Here is an 18,397-nt window from a genome sequence, read left to right on the forward strand (position 1 = left end):
AAGAACAGTAGATGACTGACACTTTGCCGGGCGCTGCCATCCCGAACCCTCTGGATGAAGCCGCCATCACCGCTGCCGTTGAGGAAGCCGTCGCCGCGATTGCCGCTGCATCCTCCCTCGAAGAACTCAAAGCCGTCCGCTTGGCGCACACCGGCGAGAAGTCGCCCTTGAGCCTTGCCAACCGTGAAATCGGTGGCCTGCCCAAGGAACAGAAGGCTGCCGCAGGCAAGCTCATGGGTTCCTCCCGTGGCCGCGTCAACCAGGCGCTCGCAGCACGGACCGCTGTGCTCGAAGCCGAAAACGACGCCCGCATCCTTGTCGAGGAAACCGTCGACGTCACGGCAGCACCGCGGCGACGCCGTGCCGGTGCCCGCCACCCGCTGTCCACGCTGCAGGACCGCGTGGCTGACATCTTCGTCGGCATGGGCTGGGAAATCGCCGAAGGACCCGAGGTCGAGTCCGAGTGGTTCAACTTCGACGCCCTCAACTTCAAGCCCGACCACCCGGCCCGCGAAATGCAGGACACCTTCTTCGTGGAACCTCCCGAGGCGCACCTGCTCATGCGCACGCACACTTCCCCGGTGCAGGTCCGTTCCATGCTTGAGCGCGAAGTGCCCATCTACGTGTTGTGCCCGGGCAAGGTATTCCGCACCGATGAACTCGATGCCACCCACACACCCGTGTTCCACCAGTTCGAGGGCCTGGCCATCGACAAGAAGCTGAGCATGGCTGACCTGCGCGGCACCTTGGAGCACTTCGCCCGGCAGATGTTCGGTGACGAGGCACAGATCCGCCTGCGTCCCAACTACTTCCCGTTCACCGAGCCTTCGGCGGAACTGGACATTTGGCACCCCGGCGCCAAGGGCGGCCCTCGCTGGATCGAATGGGGCGGCTGCGGCATGGTCAATCCCAACGTCCTGCGCGCTGCCGGCATCGACCCGGACGAATATTCAGGTTTTGCCTTCGGCATGGGCATTGAGCGCACGCTCATGTTCCGCAACGAGGTCGGCGACATGCGCGACATGATCGAAGGCGATGTACGTTTCAGCGAGCACTTCGGGATGGAGATCTAACAGTGCGTATCCCACTTTCATGGCTGCGTGAATTCGCGCAGGTTCCGGCCGACGCCACGGCCGAAGACGTCATGGCGGAACTCGTCAAGGTCGGCTTTGAAGAAGAAGCTGTCCACCGCCCCACGGACGAACTCAAGGGTCCCATCGTGGTGGGCCAGGTCCTGAGCCTCGTCAAGGAACCACAGTCCAATGGCAAGACCATCAACTGGTGCCAGGTCCGCGTGGTCCCTGAAGGCCAGGAGCAGACCCTGACCGGCAAGGGCATCGACCCCTCCGGCGTGCAGGGCATCATTTGCGGTGCCCACAACTTCGTCGAGGGAGACAAGGTTGTGGTGACCCTCCCGGGTGCCGTGCTGCCGGGTGACTTCCACATTTCCGCGCGCAAGACTTACGGGCACCTGTCCGCAGGCATGATCGCCTCCGTACGTGAACTCGGCATCGGCGAGGACCACGACGGTATCCTGGTGCTTTCCCGCATTGGCCTGGATCCCGAAATCGGCACCGACGCCATGTCCCTCCTTGGCCTCTACGACGAAGCCGCCGAAATCAACGTCACTCCGGACCGCGGCTACGCGTTCTCGATCCGTGGTGTCGCCCGCGAATATGCCCACGCGACCGGAACCGTCTTCACTGACCCGGCTGCCAAGGTCAACGCCCCCGTGGCACTCTCCGGCGGCTATGGCGTCAAACTCAACGACGACGCCCCCATCTACGGCAAGCCCGGTTGCGACCGCTTTGTGGCCCGCACGGTCCGCGGCGTGGACGCCACCCGCCCCACCCCGCTGTGGATGGTCTCCCGGTTGCGCCTGGCCGGCATCCGCTCCATTTCGCTGCCTGTCGACATTTCCAACTACGTGATGCTCGAACTCGGCCAGCCGAACCACTGCTACGACCTCGACAAGCTTTCGGGCGATATCGTGGTCCGCCGCGCCGTCGCGGGGGAGAAGATCACCACCCTCGACGACAAAGTGCGTGCGCTCGACGTCGAAGACCTCCTGATCACCGACGACTCCGGGGCAATCGGCATCGCCGGCGTCATGGGCGGAGCCAACACCGAGGTCTCCGATTCGACCACCAACATCCTGGTCGAGGCTGCGCACTTTGACGAGGTCTCGATCGGGCGCTCGCGCCGCAGGCACAAGCTGCCGTCAGAGGCGTCCAAGCGCTTCGAACGCGGGGTGGATTGGCAGGTTGCCAACGTTGCTGCCCAACGCGTCGTCGACCTCCTGGTTGAACTGGCCGGCGGGACGGCAGACGAAGCCGGTACCGACGTCGGGACAGCACCCGACGCCGTGACCATCGAGCTGCCGGCCAACTACGCGGCCTCCCGGATCGGCATCGACTTCACGGAAGAACAGATCACGGGTTCCCTTAAGGATCTGGGCGCCATCGTTCTGAAGGGCGGGGTGAGCGGCTCCTATGTGGTCACGGCACCGAGCTGGCGCAACGACCTGGAGACCAAGGAAGACCTGTCCGAGGAAATCGCAAGGCTGGTTGGCTACGACAACATCCCGGCGACCCTGCCCGTGGCCCCTCCAGGCCGCGGCTTGACCCGGACCCAGCAGCAAAAACGCCGCGTGGTCCAGGCCCTGGCCGACGCCGGGCTCACCGAGGTCCTCTCTTACCCGTTCGTTTCCAAGGCAGCCAACGACACCTTCGGCGTGGCGGAGGAAGGCGCGGCACGCACCGCCCTCAAATTGGCCAACCCGATCAGCGAGGAACACGGTTACCTGCGTACCTCCGTGCTTCCCGGACTGATCGAGGTTGCCCGCCGCAACCACTCCCGCGGGTTCCGCGACCTCGCCCTCTTCGAGGCAGGCTCGGTGTTCCTTCCCGACGGGCAGCTGGGCACAGCGTCCATCCCGCCGTTGGGTGTCAAGCCTTCCGCCGAGGTACTTGACGGACTGTACGACGGCGTCCCGGACCAGCCTCTGCACATCGCCGCTGTTTTGACCGGCCATGATTCCCCGGCCGCCGCGGCCCACACTCCGCGTGCGTGGGACTGGGCCGACGCCCTGGATGTTGCCCGGCTCGTCGGCGACGTCCTCGGCGTGGAGCTCGTGGTCAGCCAAGGCAGCCACCAGGCGTTCCACCCGGGCCGTGCCGCCCAGTTGGCGCTCCGCTCCGGCGACATCGTGGGCTACGCCGGCGAATTGCACCCCAAGCTGCTCGCAGCCCACGACATGCCGGCACGCTCCGTGGCCCTCGAACTCAACGCGGACGCCCTCTTCGACGCCGCTGCGGACGTCATTGTTGCCAAGCACATCTCTGGTTTCCCGGTGGCCACCCAGGACGTCGCCCTCGTGGTGCCGCAAGACGTTCCGGCGGACGCCGTGCTGGCTGCCCTGCGGGAAGGCGCCGGCGAACTTCTCGAAGACGTCGCCCTGTTCGATGTCTACGCGGGCCAGGGCATCGAAGACGGCAAGAAGTCGCTCGCCTTCGGGCTGCGATTCCGTGCCACGGACCGCACCTTGACCGCCGACGAGGCATCGGAGGCACGCGAGGCCGCCGTCGCCGTCGCCGCAGAGCGATTCGGAGCAGTCCAGCGCTGACGAGTATCAACCCGGGGATCCAGGGGCTGGCTGTTCACATCCAGTCCTTGGATCCTGCTGATTCCGCCGCCGTCAAGAAGATGGCGGCGGAATTGCTGTCTCCGGCCGAGACCCTTCGGGGAGACGCCATGGCACCGATCCTGAGACTGGAATTCCTGGCGTCCAGGCTGGCCCAGCAAAACTTTGCCGCAACCCTGCTGGGTGTTCCACCTTCGAAGCTCCAAGCGGCCTATGGGTGCCCGGAATGCGGTGCTGGTCCGGACATCGCGCATGGCCGGCCTGGATACCTGCTCGACGGCGGCCCCGCACCCCTGGTGCTCAGCGCCTCACGGTCGTCGGGCTGGGTGCTGTTTGCCGCCGTCGTGCACCCGGAGCCCGGGCTCCGGGTGGGCGTCGATCTGGAAAATGCGGTCGGCACGGAGTTCGCCGGCTTCGACGACGTTGCCCTGACCGCACGCGAGCACCGCCAGCTCAACGCGCTTGAACCCGGGGGTCGGGCTCAGGAGCGCGCACGATTGTGGGCGCGCAAGGAAGCCTGGTTGAAGATGACAGGTGAAGGGCTCAGGGTGGCGCCGGATTCCCTCGATGTTCTTGAAAGGCCCGGGCTGTGGGACCTTGAGCTCCCGGCAAGCGCTGACGGTCGGGATCTTCCGCTCGGACTGGTTGCCGCCCTCGCGGTATCGTCCCGCTGAACCCATGGATCATCTGGTTTCGGGGATTAGCTGAAGCCGGGGATCAGCCGAAGGCGGGCAGCCTTGCTTGGTACAGCCACGGTTCCAGGACACTGGCCGCGTCGAGCCCAGGGACGTAGGTGTTGGCCGCGGCGATGAATTCCGCCGTGGACACCGAGCTGTGGCGCTTGGCCTCAGTCCAATGCCGCAGCAATCCGAAGAACGCTTCGTCTCCGCACGCACGACGGACGGCGTGGAGGGCAAGAGCCCCGCGCTTGTAGACGCGGTCATCGAACATGTGCTCTGGTCCGGGGTCGCCGATCACCAGGTCCTGGGCGCCCATGTCGAGCTTGCGCCATGCGGCCCTTGCACGGTTGGCGAGGGACATGACCCCGGCCTCCTCGGACCAGATCCACTCGGCGTAGCAGGCGAAGCCCTCATGCAGCCAGATGTCCCTCCAACTGCTCACAGTGAGCGAGTTGCCGAACCATTGGTGGGACAGCTCGTGGGCGATGAGGCGCTGCGCATCCCACGATTGCTCCATGTGGTTCCGGCCGAAGATCGAGAGGGTCTGGGCCTCAAGGGGGATTTCCAGTTCGTCCTCGGTCACTACGGCCGTGTATTCCGCAAAGGGATACGGACCGAAACACTCCACAAAGGTGCGCATCATGTCGGCCTGCCGTGCCAGGCCTTCGCGGGCCTCGGTCAACAAACCGGGGGAGACGGCAACGAACTGGGGCACCGGAGCCTGCCGCAGGGCCTCGGCATGGTGGGCGGTCCCGGTGCGGACCCTGCCGAGGGAGGGGCTGAGTTGGTGAAGCCGGTAGCGTCCGATTTGCACAGTGGCGAGATAGCTTGCCATCGGCTCGCCCTGTTCGTAGACCCAGGTTTCGCGGCTTGATTTCCTGCTGTGGGAGACGAGGCGGCCGTTGCAGATGGCGCGGTAGTTGTCGTCGGTGGTGATACTGATCAAGTAGCTGGACTTGTGCCGCGGATGGTCGTTGCACGGGAACCAGGACGCGGCGCCGTTCGGCTGCCCGGCTACCAGCACGCCGTCGTCGAGTTCCTCCCAACCGACTTCGCCCCACAGGCCCCGGCGCGGCTTCGGGTTGCCGTCGTAGCGGAGCTCAACCGTGAAGTGCTGGCCTGCCCGCAACCGCTCCTTGGCGGTGATCACAAGGTGCTCGCCGCGCGTGCTGAACTTCGGCACTTTCTTGCCGTCCATCAGGATTTTGGAAGCCTTCAAGCCCACCAGGTCCAGGATCACGGAGTCCGTGTCTTCGAGCGCTACGCAACGAAGCATCGCGCGGCCGTTGAGCCGGTTGCTGCCCAGGCTATAGTCCAGGTCCAGCTCATACCTCAGCACCTGGAATGCCGTGCTCCCGTGGTGCAGGGTGTAGGGATCGACGGCACTTGTGGTTGTTCCTGGTTCGCTGCGGCTCATGTGCGCTGGCTGCCTCCGTGTAGCTTGCTGTGCTGCTGTGGTGGGCTGGTGGTTTTCACCGGTCCTCTTGCCAATCTACGCTACGGCCCGGACCAGGGGCTGACGGGGTTGCCCATCCAGTATGTGCCCGCGGGAACAGTCTCGCCGCGCATGACCAGCGACGCCGGTCCCACCGTTCCGCCGGCCCCGATGCTGGCCCGCGGCAGGATGACGCCGTGCGGGCCCATCGTGGCGCCGTCCCCCAGGACCACGGTGTCTATGCTCATGATGCGGTCGTGGAAGAGGTGTGTCTGGACCACGCAGCCACGGTTGACCGTGGAGCTTTCGCCGAGCGTGACCAGGTCGGCTTCGGGTAGCCAGTAGCTCTCGCACCACGTACCCCGGCCGATTTTCGCACCGAGCGCCCGGAGCCACCACACCAACGCCGGCGTGCCGGATGCCGAACGCGCAAACCAGGGAGCGCTGACCATCTCGATGAAGGTGTCCACCACTTCGTTGCGCCAGATGAACGAGCTCCACAGGGGATGCTCGCCCTCTTTGATGCGTCCCACCAAAATCCACTTCGCGGCGACAGAACTTGCCGCGGCCACGGCACCTGCGGCGAGGACCACGACGCCCCCAAGGACCGCTGCGAGCCAGTAGGAGGACTCAGTGGCGATCCAGTCGAGGACCAGCATGATACCGACGGCGATCCCCACCGTCAGGATCACGGGCACCAGCCGGCACAGTTCCCACAGGGCCCGTTTGGTCTTCAGGGCCAGCGGCGGGTTGAAGGTGAGGCTCTGATCTGCATTGACGGCTGTCCGTCGCAGCCTGACAGGCGGACTGCCCAGCCAGGAGGTGCCCGATTTTGCCTTGGCCGGCGTGGCGGACAGCACCGCGACCAGTGAGTTCTTGGGAACGCTTCGGCCCGCGGCAGTCATGCCGGAATTACCCAGGAACGAGCGTTTGCCGATCTTGGCCGGAGCAATCTTCATCCAGCCGCCGCCGAGCTCGTAGGAAGCCACCATGGTGTCGTCGGCGAGGAACGCGCCTTCGCCGATGGTCGTCATGCGTGGCAGCAGCAGCACCGTGGACGCCTCCACGTTACGGCCTACTTTGGCACCTAGCAGCCGCAGCCACACAGGGGTAAAAAGGCTTGCGTAGATGGGGAAGAGCAGGTCGCGTGCCATGTCCAGCACCCGTTCAGTGGCCCAAACCTGCCAGCCGACGCGGCTGCGGACGCGATAGTACCCCTCCTTGAGGCCGACGCCGAGCATCCGGGTGGTCGCCAGGATCAGCAGGAGATTACACAGGAACCAGGCCAGAGCCGCCAAGGGGATGGCAAGCAGGAGTTCCGGGAAGGCATCCTGCAGGGAATTCCTGCCTTGGATGAAGGCCAGGAGGACGCTGGCGGCGACGAATGCAGAGATATAAGGGATCAAGGCAAGCAGCGCCGAAGCCGCAGCGAACGCCGCAAACCAGAGCCGGCCGATCAGATGGTGTGAGGACGGGGTCTCGGGCCATCCATTCTTGGCTTTGCCACGGCGTTCGGCGGGGGAGCCGGCAACAAGGTGCCCGGCCTTGACCTTGCCCAACACTGCGGAACCGGGCTCCACACGCGCACCAGCGCCGATGCTGGTTCCAGGCATAAGCGTGCTCCGGGAGCCCACCGTGGCGCCGGCACCTACATGGATGGCGCCGATGTGGACGTAGTCACCGTCGATCCACCAGGCGGAGAGATCCACTTCGGGCTCGATGTTGCAGCCGCTGCCCAACGACAGCAGTCCTGTGACCGGAGGCAAGGAGTGCAAATGGACGTTGTTCCCGATCTTCGCCCCCAGCGCCCTCGCGTAGTAGGGAACCCACGGTGCGCTGGCGAGGCTGATGGCGCCCGAAAGATCCTGGATCTGTTCGGCCAGCCACAGCTTCAAGTGGACTTTGCCCGAGCGCGGGTAGGTTCCGGGCTGGACACCACGCAAGAGGGTTCGCGCGGCCAGGATCGAGATTGCCATGCGTCCCGGCGGGCTGACGAACACCAGCCAGGACGCAAGGATCCACCACCAGGACACCACGGGAGCGGCTGTGAAACCGGCGAAGTCGGCCAGCAAATGGTTCGCGGCCATGAGATAGGTGAGCCAACGCATGCCCACCAGGATGTTGAGGAAAATCCCCATCAGGGTCTGGAAGATCTGCGATTTCCGGGAGGTGGGGCGAACCGTGCGCTCGGCCGCTGGCCCTTGGATGCCGCCTTCCGGCAGTGACTGCCGCGCGGCGTCGATCAGGGCGCCGACGCGAGGTGTTGCGTAGATTTCGGCCACAGTGATGGTGGGGTAGCGCACGCGCAGCGCCGAGACGAGCTGGGCCGCGGCGAGGGAGCCACCACCATAGGCGAAGAAGTCGGCGTCGAGCGAGGTGACGCTGGAGCCGAGTACGCTTTCCCATTGTTCAACCACCCATTGGGCGTCATCGGGCAGGTTGAGTGGTGCCTTGTCGGCATCCGCGGCGCCCGCGCCCGCCAACGGCCAGGGAAGGGAATGCCGGTCCACTTTGCCGCTGGTCTTCGTCGGAAGCGAATCCACCACCGTCAGCAGGGGAATCAGCGCAGCGGGCAGGCTTTCCGTGAGCAACTCGCGCGAAGCTCCGAGGTCGATGTCCTCGGGTCCGGCCGGAGCCAGGTAACCGACCAGTATCTGGTTCCCTGCCGCCGTCGTGCGGACTGCAGCCGCGGCACCTGCGACTCCCGGGAGGGCCTGCAGGGCGGCGTCGATCTCGCCGAGTTCGATGCGCCGGCCGCCAAGCTTGACCTGTTCATCCGCGCGGCCTTGGAAGATGAGGCCGGCTTCCTCATAGCGGACGAGGTCGCCGGAGCGGTATGCACGTTCCCACCCCAAGGACGGCATGGGGGCGTACTTTTCCGCGTCTTTGGCCGGATCGAGGTAGCGGGCCAGTCCGACGCCGCCGATGATCAGTTCGCCCGTCTCGCCTTCCGCGACTGGAGCCCCAGCGGCGTCGACGACGGCGAGGTCCCAGCCGTCCAGGGGCAATCCGATCCGGACGGGGCCGTCCCCGCCCAGGGGAGCCGCGCAGGCCACGACGGTTGCTTCGGTGGGGCCATAGGTGTTCCACACTTCGCGGCCGTCCACCGCGAGGCGCTCGGCGAGTTCGGGAGGGCAGGCCTCGCCACCGAAAATGAGCAGGCGCACGTTCTCGAGGGCTTCCGCCGGCCACAGGGCAGCGAGCGTAGGAACGGTGGACACCACTGTGATGCCGTGGTTGATAAGCCACGGGCCAAGGTCCATGCCGGAACGCACCAAGGCGCGCGGGGCCGGGACGAGGCAGGCACCGTGCCGCCAAGCCAGCCACATCTCTTCGCACGAAGCGTCGAAGGCCACGGAAAGGCCGGCGAGGACCCTGTCCTGCGGCCCGATCGGATCTTGCTGGAGGAAGAGCCGGGCTTCGGCGTCAACAAAGGCAGCGGACGAACGGTGCTGCACCGCCACACCCTTGGGCGTGCCGGTGGACCCTGAGGTGAAGATGACCCAGGAATCGTCATCCAGCCCTGGTGCACGCGGAGCCGGGTGCGGTGCCGGGCGCTCCCCGGACACCTCGATCCTGCGGCCCTTGGTGATGACGGCAGACACTTTGGCTTCTCCAAAGACCAGCCGTGCCCGCTCCTCTGGATCGTCCGCGTCCACCGGCACATAGGCGGCCGCAATCGAGAGGATCGCGAGGATGGCGATGTAGAGATCGTTGGATCCGGAGGGAATCCGCACGCCGATCTTGTCTCCGGATCCCAGCCCGGCTGTATTGAGCGTGGCAGCAAAACCACGCACCTGTGCCATGAGCTCGGAGTAGCTTAGCGACTTGTGCCCGTCATCGAGGGCAGAGGCCTCCGGGAATGTCAGGGCGGTGTCGTGGAGGATATCAATGAGCGTGCGCTCTGGCGGCGCAGCTGTGGCGCCTTGCAGCTGGGGCAGATGCACCACTTGGAGTTCCAGGCTGTCCGCCGGGATTTCATGTTCCTGGGTCACGTTCGAAGCTTCTCGGATTGAGGTGAACAAAAAGTGTCAGCGGTCCCGTGACCGTTGCTATGCCTTAGCCCAATGTTAATTGGGAAGCCAAGGTGCCGTTGCTTCGATTATGGGACCAACACTAGCTTGCCCGTGGTCTTGCGTGCTTCCAGGTCGCGATGCGCCTGGGCGGCTTCGGCGAGCGGGTACGTTCCGCCAATCCGGACTTTGAGCGCGCCGCTGGCGGCAGCGCCGAAGACTTCGGCCGAGCGCCAGCGCCGTTCCTGCGGGTTCTGGAGGAAGTGGCCAAGCGTCGGGCGTGTCAGGGACAACGATCCGCCCGCGTTCAGTCGCTGCGGGTCAAAGGGAGGCACCGGTCCGGATGCCGCTCCGAACAGGACCAGCGAGCCGCGGATTCGCAGGCTCGCAAGGGAACCGTCAAAGGTATCCTTGCCGACGCCGTCGTACACCACGTTGACGCCTTCGCCGTCTGTGAGTTCGCGGACCTTGTCCGCAAATCCGGTGTAGCGCAGGACTTCGTCCGCGCCGGCTTCCCGGGCAAGGGCTTCCTTCTCGTCTGAGGAGACAGTGGTGATGACCCGGGCGCCCCGGGCCTTGAGCAACTGCGTCAGGATGAGTCCAACGCCGCCGGCGCCGGCATGGGTCAAGACGGTGTGGCCCGGTTCCACGCGGAAAGAAGAGTTGATCAGGTAGTGCGCGGTCATTCCCTGCAGCGGTAGGGCTGCCGCTGTGTGGTCGTCAACGCCGTCTGGTACCGGAAGCGCTTTGTCGGCGTCCACCAGGGTGTACCCCGCGTAGCTGCGTGATCCTTCAGCGGTGGCGACCCTGTCCCCGACGGCGAAGTCTTCGACGCCTGCGCCGATGGCCTCCACGGTGCCTGCCGACTCGGAACCGGGGGTGAACGGATATTCAACCCTGTAGATGCCACTGCGCTGATAAGTGTCAATGAAGTTCACTCCAGCGGCTGCAACCTTGACGAGGAGCTGGCGCGGGCCCGGGGCCGGAACCTCTGCCTCGGTGAGTTCGAGGACTTCGGGTCCTCCGGCTTGCCGGGCAATGATCGCGTGCGTCATAGGTCTCCTTCTCCGTCGAGGCACTTTCGTGCCCGCATTCACACAACCATCCTAGGGAGCGGAGTCCATAGAGTGTCCAGTCAGCGGCTTAGTGGAGTGGTTCGCCGTAATGTGCCTCTGCAGTGTCAGCCTCTGCCGTGCGCGGATGCAACGGGGCAGTCAAAGCCGCGGCCCGCGGCAAGTCCAACCTCGTTGAGGTACCGCACGACGATGGCGTACGACTGCATCAACGTGGTTTCGGTGTAGGGAATGGAGTGCTTTTCGCAGTAGCTTCGAACGATCTCCGAGGCGCGGCGCAAATGGGGGCGGGCCATGTCCGGGAACAGGTGGTGTTCCGCCTGGTGGTTGAGGCCGCCCAAGAGGATGTTCATGAAGGGTCCGCCGGAGATGTTCCTGGCAGTCAGAATCTGGCGACGCAGGAAATCGACGCGCGAGTCTGCCGGGAGGACCGGCATGCCCTTGTGGTTCGGGGCGAAGGAAGCACCCATGTAGAAGCCGAACACCATGATCTGGACGCCCAGGAAGGCAAATGCCATGCCAAGCGGCAGGAAGGTGAAGGCGAGGACCGGCAGTGCCAGAAGCCGTGCCAGAAGGATGGGGGTCTCCACCCAGCGGTGCTTGATGGCTCCGGGCCGGAGGATGTACATCAGGGACTCCCACTGCAGGCTGATGCCCAGCAGCAAGAGGAGCGGGAAGAAGAACCAGCCTTGCCTGCGCGTGAGGAACGCGAACCGTCCCTGCCTGCCTGCAGCGGCTTCAACGTGGAAAGCAAGGGCTCCGGTCTTGATGTCCGGGTCCTTGGAAATGACATTCGGGTTGTTGTGGTGTGCGCCGTGCTTATGTTCCCACCAGGAGTAGCTGATGCCGGCAACCGAAGTGGCCAGGATGCGGGCGGACCAGTCATTGGCCCTGCGGGAGGCAAAAATCTGGCGGTGGCCGGCTTCATGTGCCAGGAAGCTCAACTGGGTACAAAGGATGCCCAGGGCTGCGGCGATGAGAAGCTGGTACCAGCTGGGGCCAATCAACGCGAAGCCAAACCAGGTCCCGGTCAGCAAGAGGACCAAGGACGCAAAAACGCTGATATAGAAGCCAACGCGGCGCTTCAAAAGCCCTTCCGCGCGGACCGTCTTGAGGAGTTCGGAATAGCTGAGGACGACCGCGTTAGGAGGCCGGACGCTCTTAGTAGGACGTTCGGTAGTGGAGGTCTGTGACATATGCAGTTGCCCCGTAATAAATAACGGGCAACGCTGCAACCGACGATCGGCTGCACGGTCTAGATCACCCTCTATTCAGCATACGCCCCCAATCGGATGTGCCATCCCGATCGGGCCTCGATGGGGGCTTCGAAAAAGTCGTGCATAAATATCGGCAACCATGAATAGTTTTGCTGTATAGTCTTGCCATGACTATTTCTGTTGCCGTCTCCGGTGCCAGTGGCTATGCCGGGGGAGAGGTGCTGCGCCTCCTGGCAGGCCATCCGGACGTCACCATCGGTGCCATCACTGCGCACAGCAATGCCGGTTCCAGACTAGGGGAGTTGCAGCCACATCTCCATGGTTTGGCCAGCCGGATTCTCGAGGACACCAGCGTGGAGAACCTCGCTGGCCACGATGTGGTGTTCCTGGCGCTCCCGCATGGAGCTTCCGCCGGGATCGCGGCACAGTTGCCGGAAGGCACTCTGGTGATCGACGCCGGCGCGGACCATCGGCTCGAAGACCCCGCGGCGTGGGAAAAGTTCTATGGCTCGGCCCATGCAGGCACCTGGCCTTACGGGCTGCCTGAACTCCCCGGCCAGCGGGACGCCCTGAAGGGGGCGAAGCGGATTGCGGTGCCTGGCTGCTACCCGACGTCGGCCCTCCTCGCCCTTACGCCCGGCTTCGCCAACAAGCTTCTCCAACCGGACGACGTCGTGATTGTTTCCGCCTCCGGCACCTCGGGTGCCGGCAAGGCGGCCAAGGTCAACCTCATCGGTTCCGAGGTCATGGGCTCCATGAGTCCCTATGGCGTGGGCGGCGGCCACCGCCACACCCCCGAGATCGAACAGGGACTTTCCAACGCCGCCGGTGAACAGGTCACGGTGTCCTTCACTCCCACCCTCGCACCCATGAGCCGCGGCATCCTGAGCACCGCAACGGCAAAGGTCAAGGCCGGCGTCACCGCCGCCGAACTCCGCAGTGCCTGGGCTGAAGCGTACGACGACGAACCGTTCGTCCACCTGTTGCCCGAAGGTCAGTGGCCCACCACTAAATCGGTGCAGGGTTCCAACCACGCCGTCATGCAGTTGGCTTTCGACGAGCATTCCGGCCGTGTGATTGTCACGTGCGCCATCGATAACCTGACCAAAGGGACCGCCGGCGGCGCTGTGCAGTCCATGAATATTGCCCTCGGCCTGGGCGAATCCGCCGGCCTCAACGTCCAAGGAGTTGCCCCGTGACCATCACCGCCCCCCAAGGATTCCGGGCCGCCGGCGTCAAAGCCGGCATCAAGGCATCGGGTAACCCCGACCTCGCCCTGGTTGTCAACGACGGCCCCCTGAAAGCCGCAGCAGCCGTTTTCACCTCCAACCGCGTCGCCGCGGCTCCCGTCCACTGGTCCCGCCAGGTTCTCTCCGACGGGCGCGTTGACGCAGTAGTGCTGAATTCCGGCGGCGCCAACGCCTGCACTGGTCCGCAGGGATTCCAAAATACGCACGCAACCGCCGAGAAAGTGGCGGCCATCCTCGGGATCTCTGCCTCCGACGTCGTGGTCTGCTCCACCGGACTCATCGGTGAGCAACTGCCGATGGACAAGATCATCCCGGGCATCGACGCGGCTTTCGCGGAACTCTCCGAGAACGGCGGTCCCGCCGCGGCTACGGCGATCATGACCACGGACAGCGTGGCGAAGGAAGCAGTCTTCACCGGCACCGATGCCGAAGGCAACACATTCACGGTCGGGGGAATCGCGAAGGGGGCCGGCATGCTGGCACCGGGCCTTGCAACCATGCTGGTGGTGCTCACCACGGATGCCCAGGTCCCGGCGGAAGAGCTCGACGTCGTGCTCCGCGACGCCACGCGCGTCACCTTCGACCGCACGGACTCGGACGGCTGCATGTCCACCAACGACACTGTTGTCCTGTTGGCCTCAGGGGCCTCCGAGGCAATCCCGTCCGCCGAACAGCTTGGTGCCGGAATCACCCAGGTGTGCGCCGAGCTTGCCCGCAAGCTGATCGGTGACGCCGAGGGTGCCAGCCACGACATCGCCATCCGTACCTTCAACGCGGCGAGCGAGCGCGACGCCGAAATCGTCAGCCGTGCCGTAGCCCGCTCCAACCTCTTCAAGACCGCCATCTTCGGCAAGGACCCCAACTGGGGCCGCGTCCTGTCCTCGGTGGGCACCACGGACGCCGTCTTCGAACCGGACCAGCTCAACGTCTCCATGAACGGCATCCAGATCTGCCGCAACGGCAGCATCGGCGACGACCGCAACCTGGTTGATCTTGAGCCCCGCGAGGTGCTCGTGGAAATCGATCTGCAGGCCGGCGACGCCGAGGCCACCATCTGGACCAACGACCTCACGCACGAGTACGTGCATGAGAACAGCGCCTACTCGAGCTAGACGGGGATGACCATGACTGCGCACACTCGCGAAAATACGTCGATCGGCGCCGATTCGGCAAAAACAGCCCAGGACAAGGCCGCGACCCTGATCGAGGCGCTGCCGTGGATCCAGCGCTTCGCCGGCACCACCATGGTGATCAAGTACGGCGGCAATGCCATGGTCAACGAGGAACTCCGACGCGCCTTCGCGGAGGACATCGTCTTCCTGCACCATGTGGGTATCCACCCCGTCGTAGTGCACGGGGGTGGCCCGCAGATCAACTCGATGCTGGGCCGGCTAGGCATCGAATCCGAGTTCAAGGGCGGCCTGCGCGTCACCACCCCCGAGGCCATGGACGTGGTCCGCATGGTGCTCACCGGACAAGTGGGCCGCGAACTGGTGGGCCTCATCAACTCCCACGGTCCTTACGCAGTGGGGATGTCCGGTGAAGATGGCGGACTCCTGCGCGCCGTGCGCACCGGCACCGTGGTGGACGGGCAGGAAGTGGACCTCGGCCTGGTGGGCGAAGTCGTAGGCGTTGATCCCACGGGTATCGAGGACATCCTCGGTGCCGGCCGGATCCCGGTGATTTCCACGGTTGCTCCCGAGATCCTTGACGAAGGGGATGGCACGGGCTCCACTACGGGGCAGGTCCTCAACGTCAACGCGGACACCGCTGCGGCGGCGGTCGCCTCCGCGCTGGGCGCATCCAAGCTGGTCATCCTGACCGACGTCGAGGGCCTCTACGCCAACTGGCCGGACAAGTCCTCGCTCATCTCCTCTCTGACGGCCACGGAGTTGCGGGAGATGTTGCCGCGCCTGGAGTCCGGCATGATCCCGAAAATGGCGGCCTGTTTGAAGGCCATCGATGAAGGAGTGGAGCGGGCGCACATCGTGGATGGTCGCTTGCCACACTCCATGCTCCTGGAAACTTTTACGACCGCGGGCATCGGAACCCAGGTTGTCCCCGACGAGGAAGTGAACTCATGACCGCCAACGAAGCAGAACTGGTCGAAACGCCATCAATAGCAGGGCCCACTGCAGCCGGGGTCCCCGTCCGAGCTGGCGAGGAGGGGGAGCTGCTGGGGACTGGGCACAGCACGGGAGCCGACTGGTTGGCCCGCTATTCTTCTTCGCTCACGGGCGTCTTCGGCACCCCGCAGCGGGTCTTGGTCCGTGGTGCAGGGGCCCTCGTGTGGGACGCCGACGGCAAGGAATACCTGGACCTCCTGGGTGGCATTGCCGTGAACGCCCTGGGCCATGCCCACCCGTTCGTGACCTCGGTCATCGCCAGCCAGCTGGCCACACTCGGGCACGTCTCCAATTTCTTCACGAGCCCTACACAGATCGCCCTCGCCGAGAAGCTGCTGGCCATCACCAAGGCTCCTGCCGGATCCAAGGTGTTCTTCGCGAACTCCGGCACCGAGGCCAACGAAGCCGCGTTCAAGCTGGCGCGGCGCAACAGTGAAGCGCCTGCCGGCGCAAAGTCAGCCAAGCGCACCAAGATCATCGCCCTTGAAGGTGCCTTCCACGGCCGCACGATGGGCGCGCTCGCCTTGACCGCCAAGGAAGCCTACAGGGCACCTTTCGAACCGCTGCCCGGCGGCGTCGTCCACATTCCATTCGGCGACATCGAGGCGCTCCGTACCGCCGTCGATGAAACCACGGCCGCAGTGTTCCTCGAGCCCATCCAGGGCGAAGCCGGTGTCCGCCCGCTCAGTGTCGAGTACCTGCAAGCGGCCCGCGAAGCCACCACCGCTGCCGGAGCGCTGCTGATCCTGGACGAGGTCCAGACCGGAATCGGCCGGACCGGCAAATGGTTGGCCAGCGAAGATGCCGGAATCGTCCCGGACGCCGTGACCCTCGCGAAAGGCCTGGGCGGCGGCTTCCCGGTCGGCGCGCTCATCACCTTCGGCGAGCCGTCGTCGTCGCTCCTGACCGCGGGCCAGCACGGCACCACGTTCGGCGGGAACCCGGTGGCCACGGCCGCCGCCCTCGCCACCCTGCATGCCATCGAAAGCCAGGGAGTGCTGGCGAACGTGCTCGCCGTCGGCGCGCGGCTGCGGGCTGGACTGTCCGACGTCGACGCCGTCACCGAAGTGCGGGGTGAAGGCCTCCTGATCGGTTTCGACCTTGACGCCGACATCGCGCCCGCCATGGTGACTGCCGCGCTCGACGCGGGCTTCATCATCAACAGCCCCGGCCCGCGCACCATCCGGCTTGCTCCGCCGCTCATCCTGACCGTCGAGCAAGCCGACCGTTTCCTCGACGCGCTGCCCGGCATCATCGAGGCGGCATCCGCCCAGACCGCTGCACCCCTGAACGCTGCACCCCTGAATGCTAAGGACGCACAGTGAACACCACCACCCGTCATTTCCTCAAGGACACGGACCTCACACCGGCCGAGCAAGCCGAAGTGCTCGAGCTCGCCGTGCGAATGAAGGCCGCCCCGTACAGCGTCCAACCATTCGCAGCTGACGGCAACGGACGCAAGACGGTCGCCGTCATATTCGACAAGACCTCCACCCGTACCCGTGTCTCCTTCGCCACAGGCGTCGCGGACATGGGTGGCAACGCGCTCATCATCAATCCGGGCGAGGCGCAGATCGGCCATAAGGAATCCGTGGAGGACACGGCAAAGGTCCTCGAGCGGATGGTCTCCACCATCGTGTGGCGTACCGGCGCGCACTCCGGCCTCGTAGCCATGGCCGAAAACTCCAAGGTTCCCGTCATCAACGCCCTGTGCGATGACTATCACCCCTGCCAGCTCCTCGCAGACCTCCTGGCGGTCAAGGAGCACAAGGGCGAACTCAAGGGCCTCACCATGGCCTACCTGGGCGATGCCGCGAACAACATGGCCAACTCCTATTTGTTGGCAGGTGTCACGGCGGGCATGCACGTCCGGATCTCGGGTCCGGAAGGCTACCTGCCGGCCGCTGACATCGTTGCCGCCGCGGAGGACCGCGCTGCCGAGACCGGCGGTTCCGTGCTCATCACCACGGACGCCACGGAAGCCCTCCATGGTGCCGACGTCGTCGCTACCGACACTTGGGTGTCCATGGGCCAGGAAGCCGAAAAAGAAGCGCGGATGCAGCTCTTCCGCGAGTACTCCGTGGACGAGGCTGCCATGGCGCTGGCCGCGCCGGACGCCGTCGTTCTCCACTGCCTGCCCGCCTACCGAGGCTACGAGATCTCCGCCGGTGTTATCGACGGGCCCCAGTCCATCGTCTGGGACGAAGCCGAGAACCGCCTGCACGCCCAGAAGGCGCTCATGGCCTGGCTGATGCACCAGTCCGGTCTTGCCGTTGTGGAAGGCCTCGCCCCAGTGGGTGCGTCCGTGGCGGCCGCGGAGGGCGGCAACTAGTGTCCACCCACCCGGCGTCGCAAGGCGCCAGCCCCGCCACCAAGACTGCCCGGCAGGCGCGGATCACCTCGATCCTGACCGGTCAGTCGGTGCGCTCGCAGGCAGAGCTCGCGGCCCTGCTGGCGGACGACGGCGTGCAGGTCACCCAGGCGACCCTCTCCAGGGACCTGGTGGAACTGGGGGCGGTTCGCGTGCGCGGCAAGGAGGGTGCACTGGTCTACGCGGTGCCCGGCGAGGGTGGTGACCGCAATGCCAAAAGCGGCGTCACCCAGGAAATCCTGGACGCGCGACTGTCGCGCCTCTGCGGCGAGCTACTGGTCACCGCCGAGGCTTCGGGCAATATTGTGGTGCTGCGGACGCCGCCGGGTGCCGCCAACTTCCTCGCCCTGGCCATCGACCACTCGGTGATGCCGTCTGTATTGGGTACGATCGCAGGCGACGACACCTTGCTTTTGGTTGCCAGGGATCCCGACGGCGGGGCCCAACTGGCGGCCCGATTCCTCCAGTTGGCCCAGGAAGCCGGACCGGGGAACTAGTCCAGACCGGCAACTGAACCATTCCGGCACCTGTTCCACCCGGGCCTTCGGCCCGACCCAAGCATTGACTCAAAAGAACCAAGCAACAACAA

General features: G+C 65.3%; 13 protein-coding genes. 9 read left to right on the plus strand and 4 right to left on the minus strand.

Annotated features, from left to right (window positions below):
* Positions 1-11: 11 nt before the first annotated feature.
* From pheS to NFJ07_RS12240, 3 genes are read left to right on the plus strand one after another with little or no spacing between them, the layout of a single operon-like run.
* On the plus strand, positions 12-1,073 hold the full coding sequence (gene pheS, locus NFJ07_RS12230; RefSeq protein WP_078105647.1) for a phenylalanine--tRNA ligase subunit alpha: 1,062 nt from the start codon (positions 12-14) through the stop codon (positions 1,071-1,073).
* Between the two features lie 2 nt (positions 1,074-1,075).
* Positions 1,076-3,625: a phenylalanine--tRNA ligase subunit beta gene (gene pheT / locus NFJ07_RS12235; RefSeq protein WP_269994668.1), complete on the plus strand. Its 2,550-nt coding sequence runs from the start codon at positions 1,076-1,078 to the stop codon at positions 3,623-3,625.
* A gap of 47 nt (positions 3,626-3,672) precedes the next feature.
* The gene (locus tag NFJ07_RS12240; RefSeq protein WP_269994670.1) at positions 3,673-4,317 is read left to right on the plus strand and encodes a 4'-phosphopantetheinyl transferase family protein; all 645 of its coding nucleotides are present in this window, start codon (positions 3,673-3,675) and stop codon (positions 4,315-4,317) included.
* A gap of 43 nt (positions 4,318-4,360) precedes the next feature.
* On the opposite strand, the gene NFJ07_RS12245 is transcribed toward NFJ07_RS12240, so the two are convergent.
* The 4 genes from NFJ07_RS12245 to NFJ07_RS12260 form a co-directional block, all read right to left on the minus strand.
* Entirely contained in the window at positions 4,361-5,740 is a 1,380-nt protein-coding gene (locus NFJ07_RS12245) for a M1 family metallopeptidase (protein ID WP_269994672.1), read from the minus strand.
* Positions 5,741-5,820: 80 nt separating this feature from the next.
* Positions 5,821-9,708: a Pls/PosA family non-ribosomal peptide synthetase gene (locus NFJ07_RS12250; protein ID WP_442865351.1), complete on the minus strand. Its 3,888-nt coding sequence runs from the start codon at positions 9,706-9,708 to the stop codon at positions 5,821-5,823.
* 152 nt (positions 9,709-9,860) lie between these two features.
* Positions 9,861-10,826 carry a quinone oxidoreductase family protein gene (locus NFJ07_RS12255; RefSeq protein ID WP_269994676.1) on the minus strand — a complete coding sequence of 322 codons (966 nt, stop codon included), beginning with the start codon at positions 10,824-10,826 and terminating at the stop codon, positions 9,861-9,863.
* Between the two features lie 125 nt (positions 10,827-10,951).
* Positions 10,952-12,040, minus strand: coding sequence for a fatty acid desaturase family protein (locus NFJ07_RS12260; protein WP_269994678.1), 1,089 nt, complete (start codon positions 12,038-12,040; stop codon positions 10,952-10,954).
* Between the two features lie 188 nt (positions 12,041-12,228).
* Between NFJ07_RS12260 and argC the strand changes: the two genes are divergently transcribed.
* The 6 genes from argC to NFJ07_RS12290 are packed head-to-tail and all read left to right on the plus strand — an operon-like array spanning position 12,229 to position 18,305.
* The gene (argC, locus tag NFJ07_RS12265; protein WP_269994680.1) at positions 12,229-13,260 is read left to right on the plus strand and encodes an N-acetyl-gamma-glutamyl-phosphate reductase; all 1,032 of its coding nucleotides are present in this window, start codon (positions 12,229-12,231) and stop codon (positions 13,258-13,260) included.
* Positions 13,257-14,423 carry a bifunctional glutamate N-acetyltransferase/amino-acid acetyltransferase ArgJ gene (gene argJ, locus NFJ07_RS12270; protein WP_269994681.1) on the plus strand — a complete coding sequence of 389 codons (1,167 nt, stop codon included), beginning with the start codon at positions 13,257-13,259 and terminating at the stop codon, positions 14,421-14,423. Before argC ends, argJ begins: the two co-directional genes overlap by 4 nt.
* 12 nt (positions 14,424-14,435) lie before the next feature.
* Positions 14,436-15,395, plus strand: a complete 960-nt coding sequence (gene argB / locus NFJ07_RS12275) for an acetylglutamate kinase (protein WP_269994683.1) — start codon at positions 14,436-14,438, stop codon at positions 15,393-15,395.
* Positions 15,392-16,762 carry an acetylornithine transaminase gene (locus NFJ07_RS12280; RefSeq protein ID WP_269994685.1) on the plus strand — a complete coding sequence of 457 codons (1,371 nt, stop codon included), beginning with the start codon at positions 15,392-15,394 and terminating at the stop codon, positions 16,760-16,762. Before argB ends, NFJ07_RS12280 begins: the two co-directional genes overlap by 4 nt.
* A complete protein-coding gene (gene argF / locus NFJ07_RS12285) occupies positions 16,759-17,769 on the plus strand; it encodes an ornithine carbamoyltransferase (RefSeq protein WP_269994686.1) in 1,011 nt (336 codons plus the stop codon). The genes NFJ07_RS12280 and argF overlap by 4 nt, the downstream gene beginning before the upstream one ends.
* The gene (locus NFJ07_RS12290) at positions 17,769-18,305 is read left to right on the plus strand and encodes an arginine repressor (RefSeq protein WP_269994687.1); all 537 of its coding nucleotides are present in this window, start codon (positions 17,769-17,771) and stop codon (positions 18,303-18,305) included. Before argF ends, NFJ07_RS12290 begins: the two co-directional genes overlap by 1 nt.
* Positions 18,306-18,397: the final 92 nt, after the last annotated feature.

Origin of the sequence: Arthrobacter sp. B2a2-09 (assembly GCF_027587375.1) — a bacterium.
In the GTDB taxonomy this organism is placed as follows: domain Bacteria; phylum Actinomycetota; class Actinomycetes; order Actinomycetales; family Micrococcaceae; genus Arthrobacter.

Bases quoted from the DNA above. Each gene is read 5' to 3' on its own strand.
- pheS (WP_078105647.1), top strand. From the start codon at position 12: ATGACTGACACTTTGCCGGGCGCTGCCATCCCGAACCCTCTGGATGAA.
- NFJ07_RS12245 (WP_269994672.1), bottom strand. From the start codon at position 5,740: ATGAGCCGCAGCGAACCAGGAACAACCACAAGTGCCGTCGATCCCTAC.
- NFJ07_RS12255 (WP_269994676.1), bottom strand. From the start codon at position 10,826: ATGACGCACGCGATCATTGCCCGGCAAGCCGGAGGACCCGAAGTCCTC.
- NFJ07_RS12260 (WP_269994678.1), bottom strand. From the start codon at position 12,040: ATGTCACAGACCTCCACTACCGAACGTCCTACTAAGAGCGTCCGGCCT.
- argC (WP_269994680.1), top strand. From the start codon at position 12,229: ATGACTATTTCTGTTGCCGTCTCCGGTGCCAGTGGCTATGCCGGGGGA.
- argB (WP_269994683.1), top strand. From the start codon at position 14,436: ATGACTGCGCACACTCGCGAAAATACGTCGATCGGCGCCGATTCGGCA.
- NFJ07_RS12280 (WP_269994685.1), top strand. From the start codon at position 15,392: ATGACCGCCAACGAAGCAGAACTGGTCGAAACGCCATCAATAGCAGGG.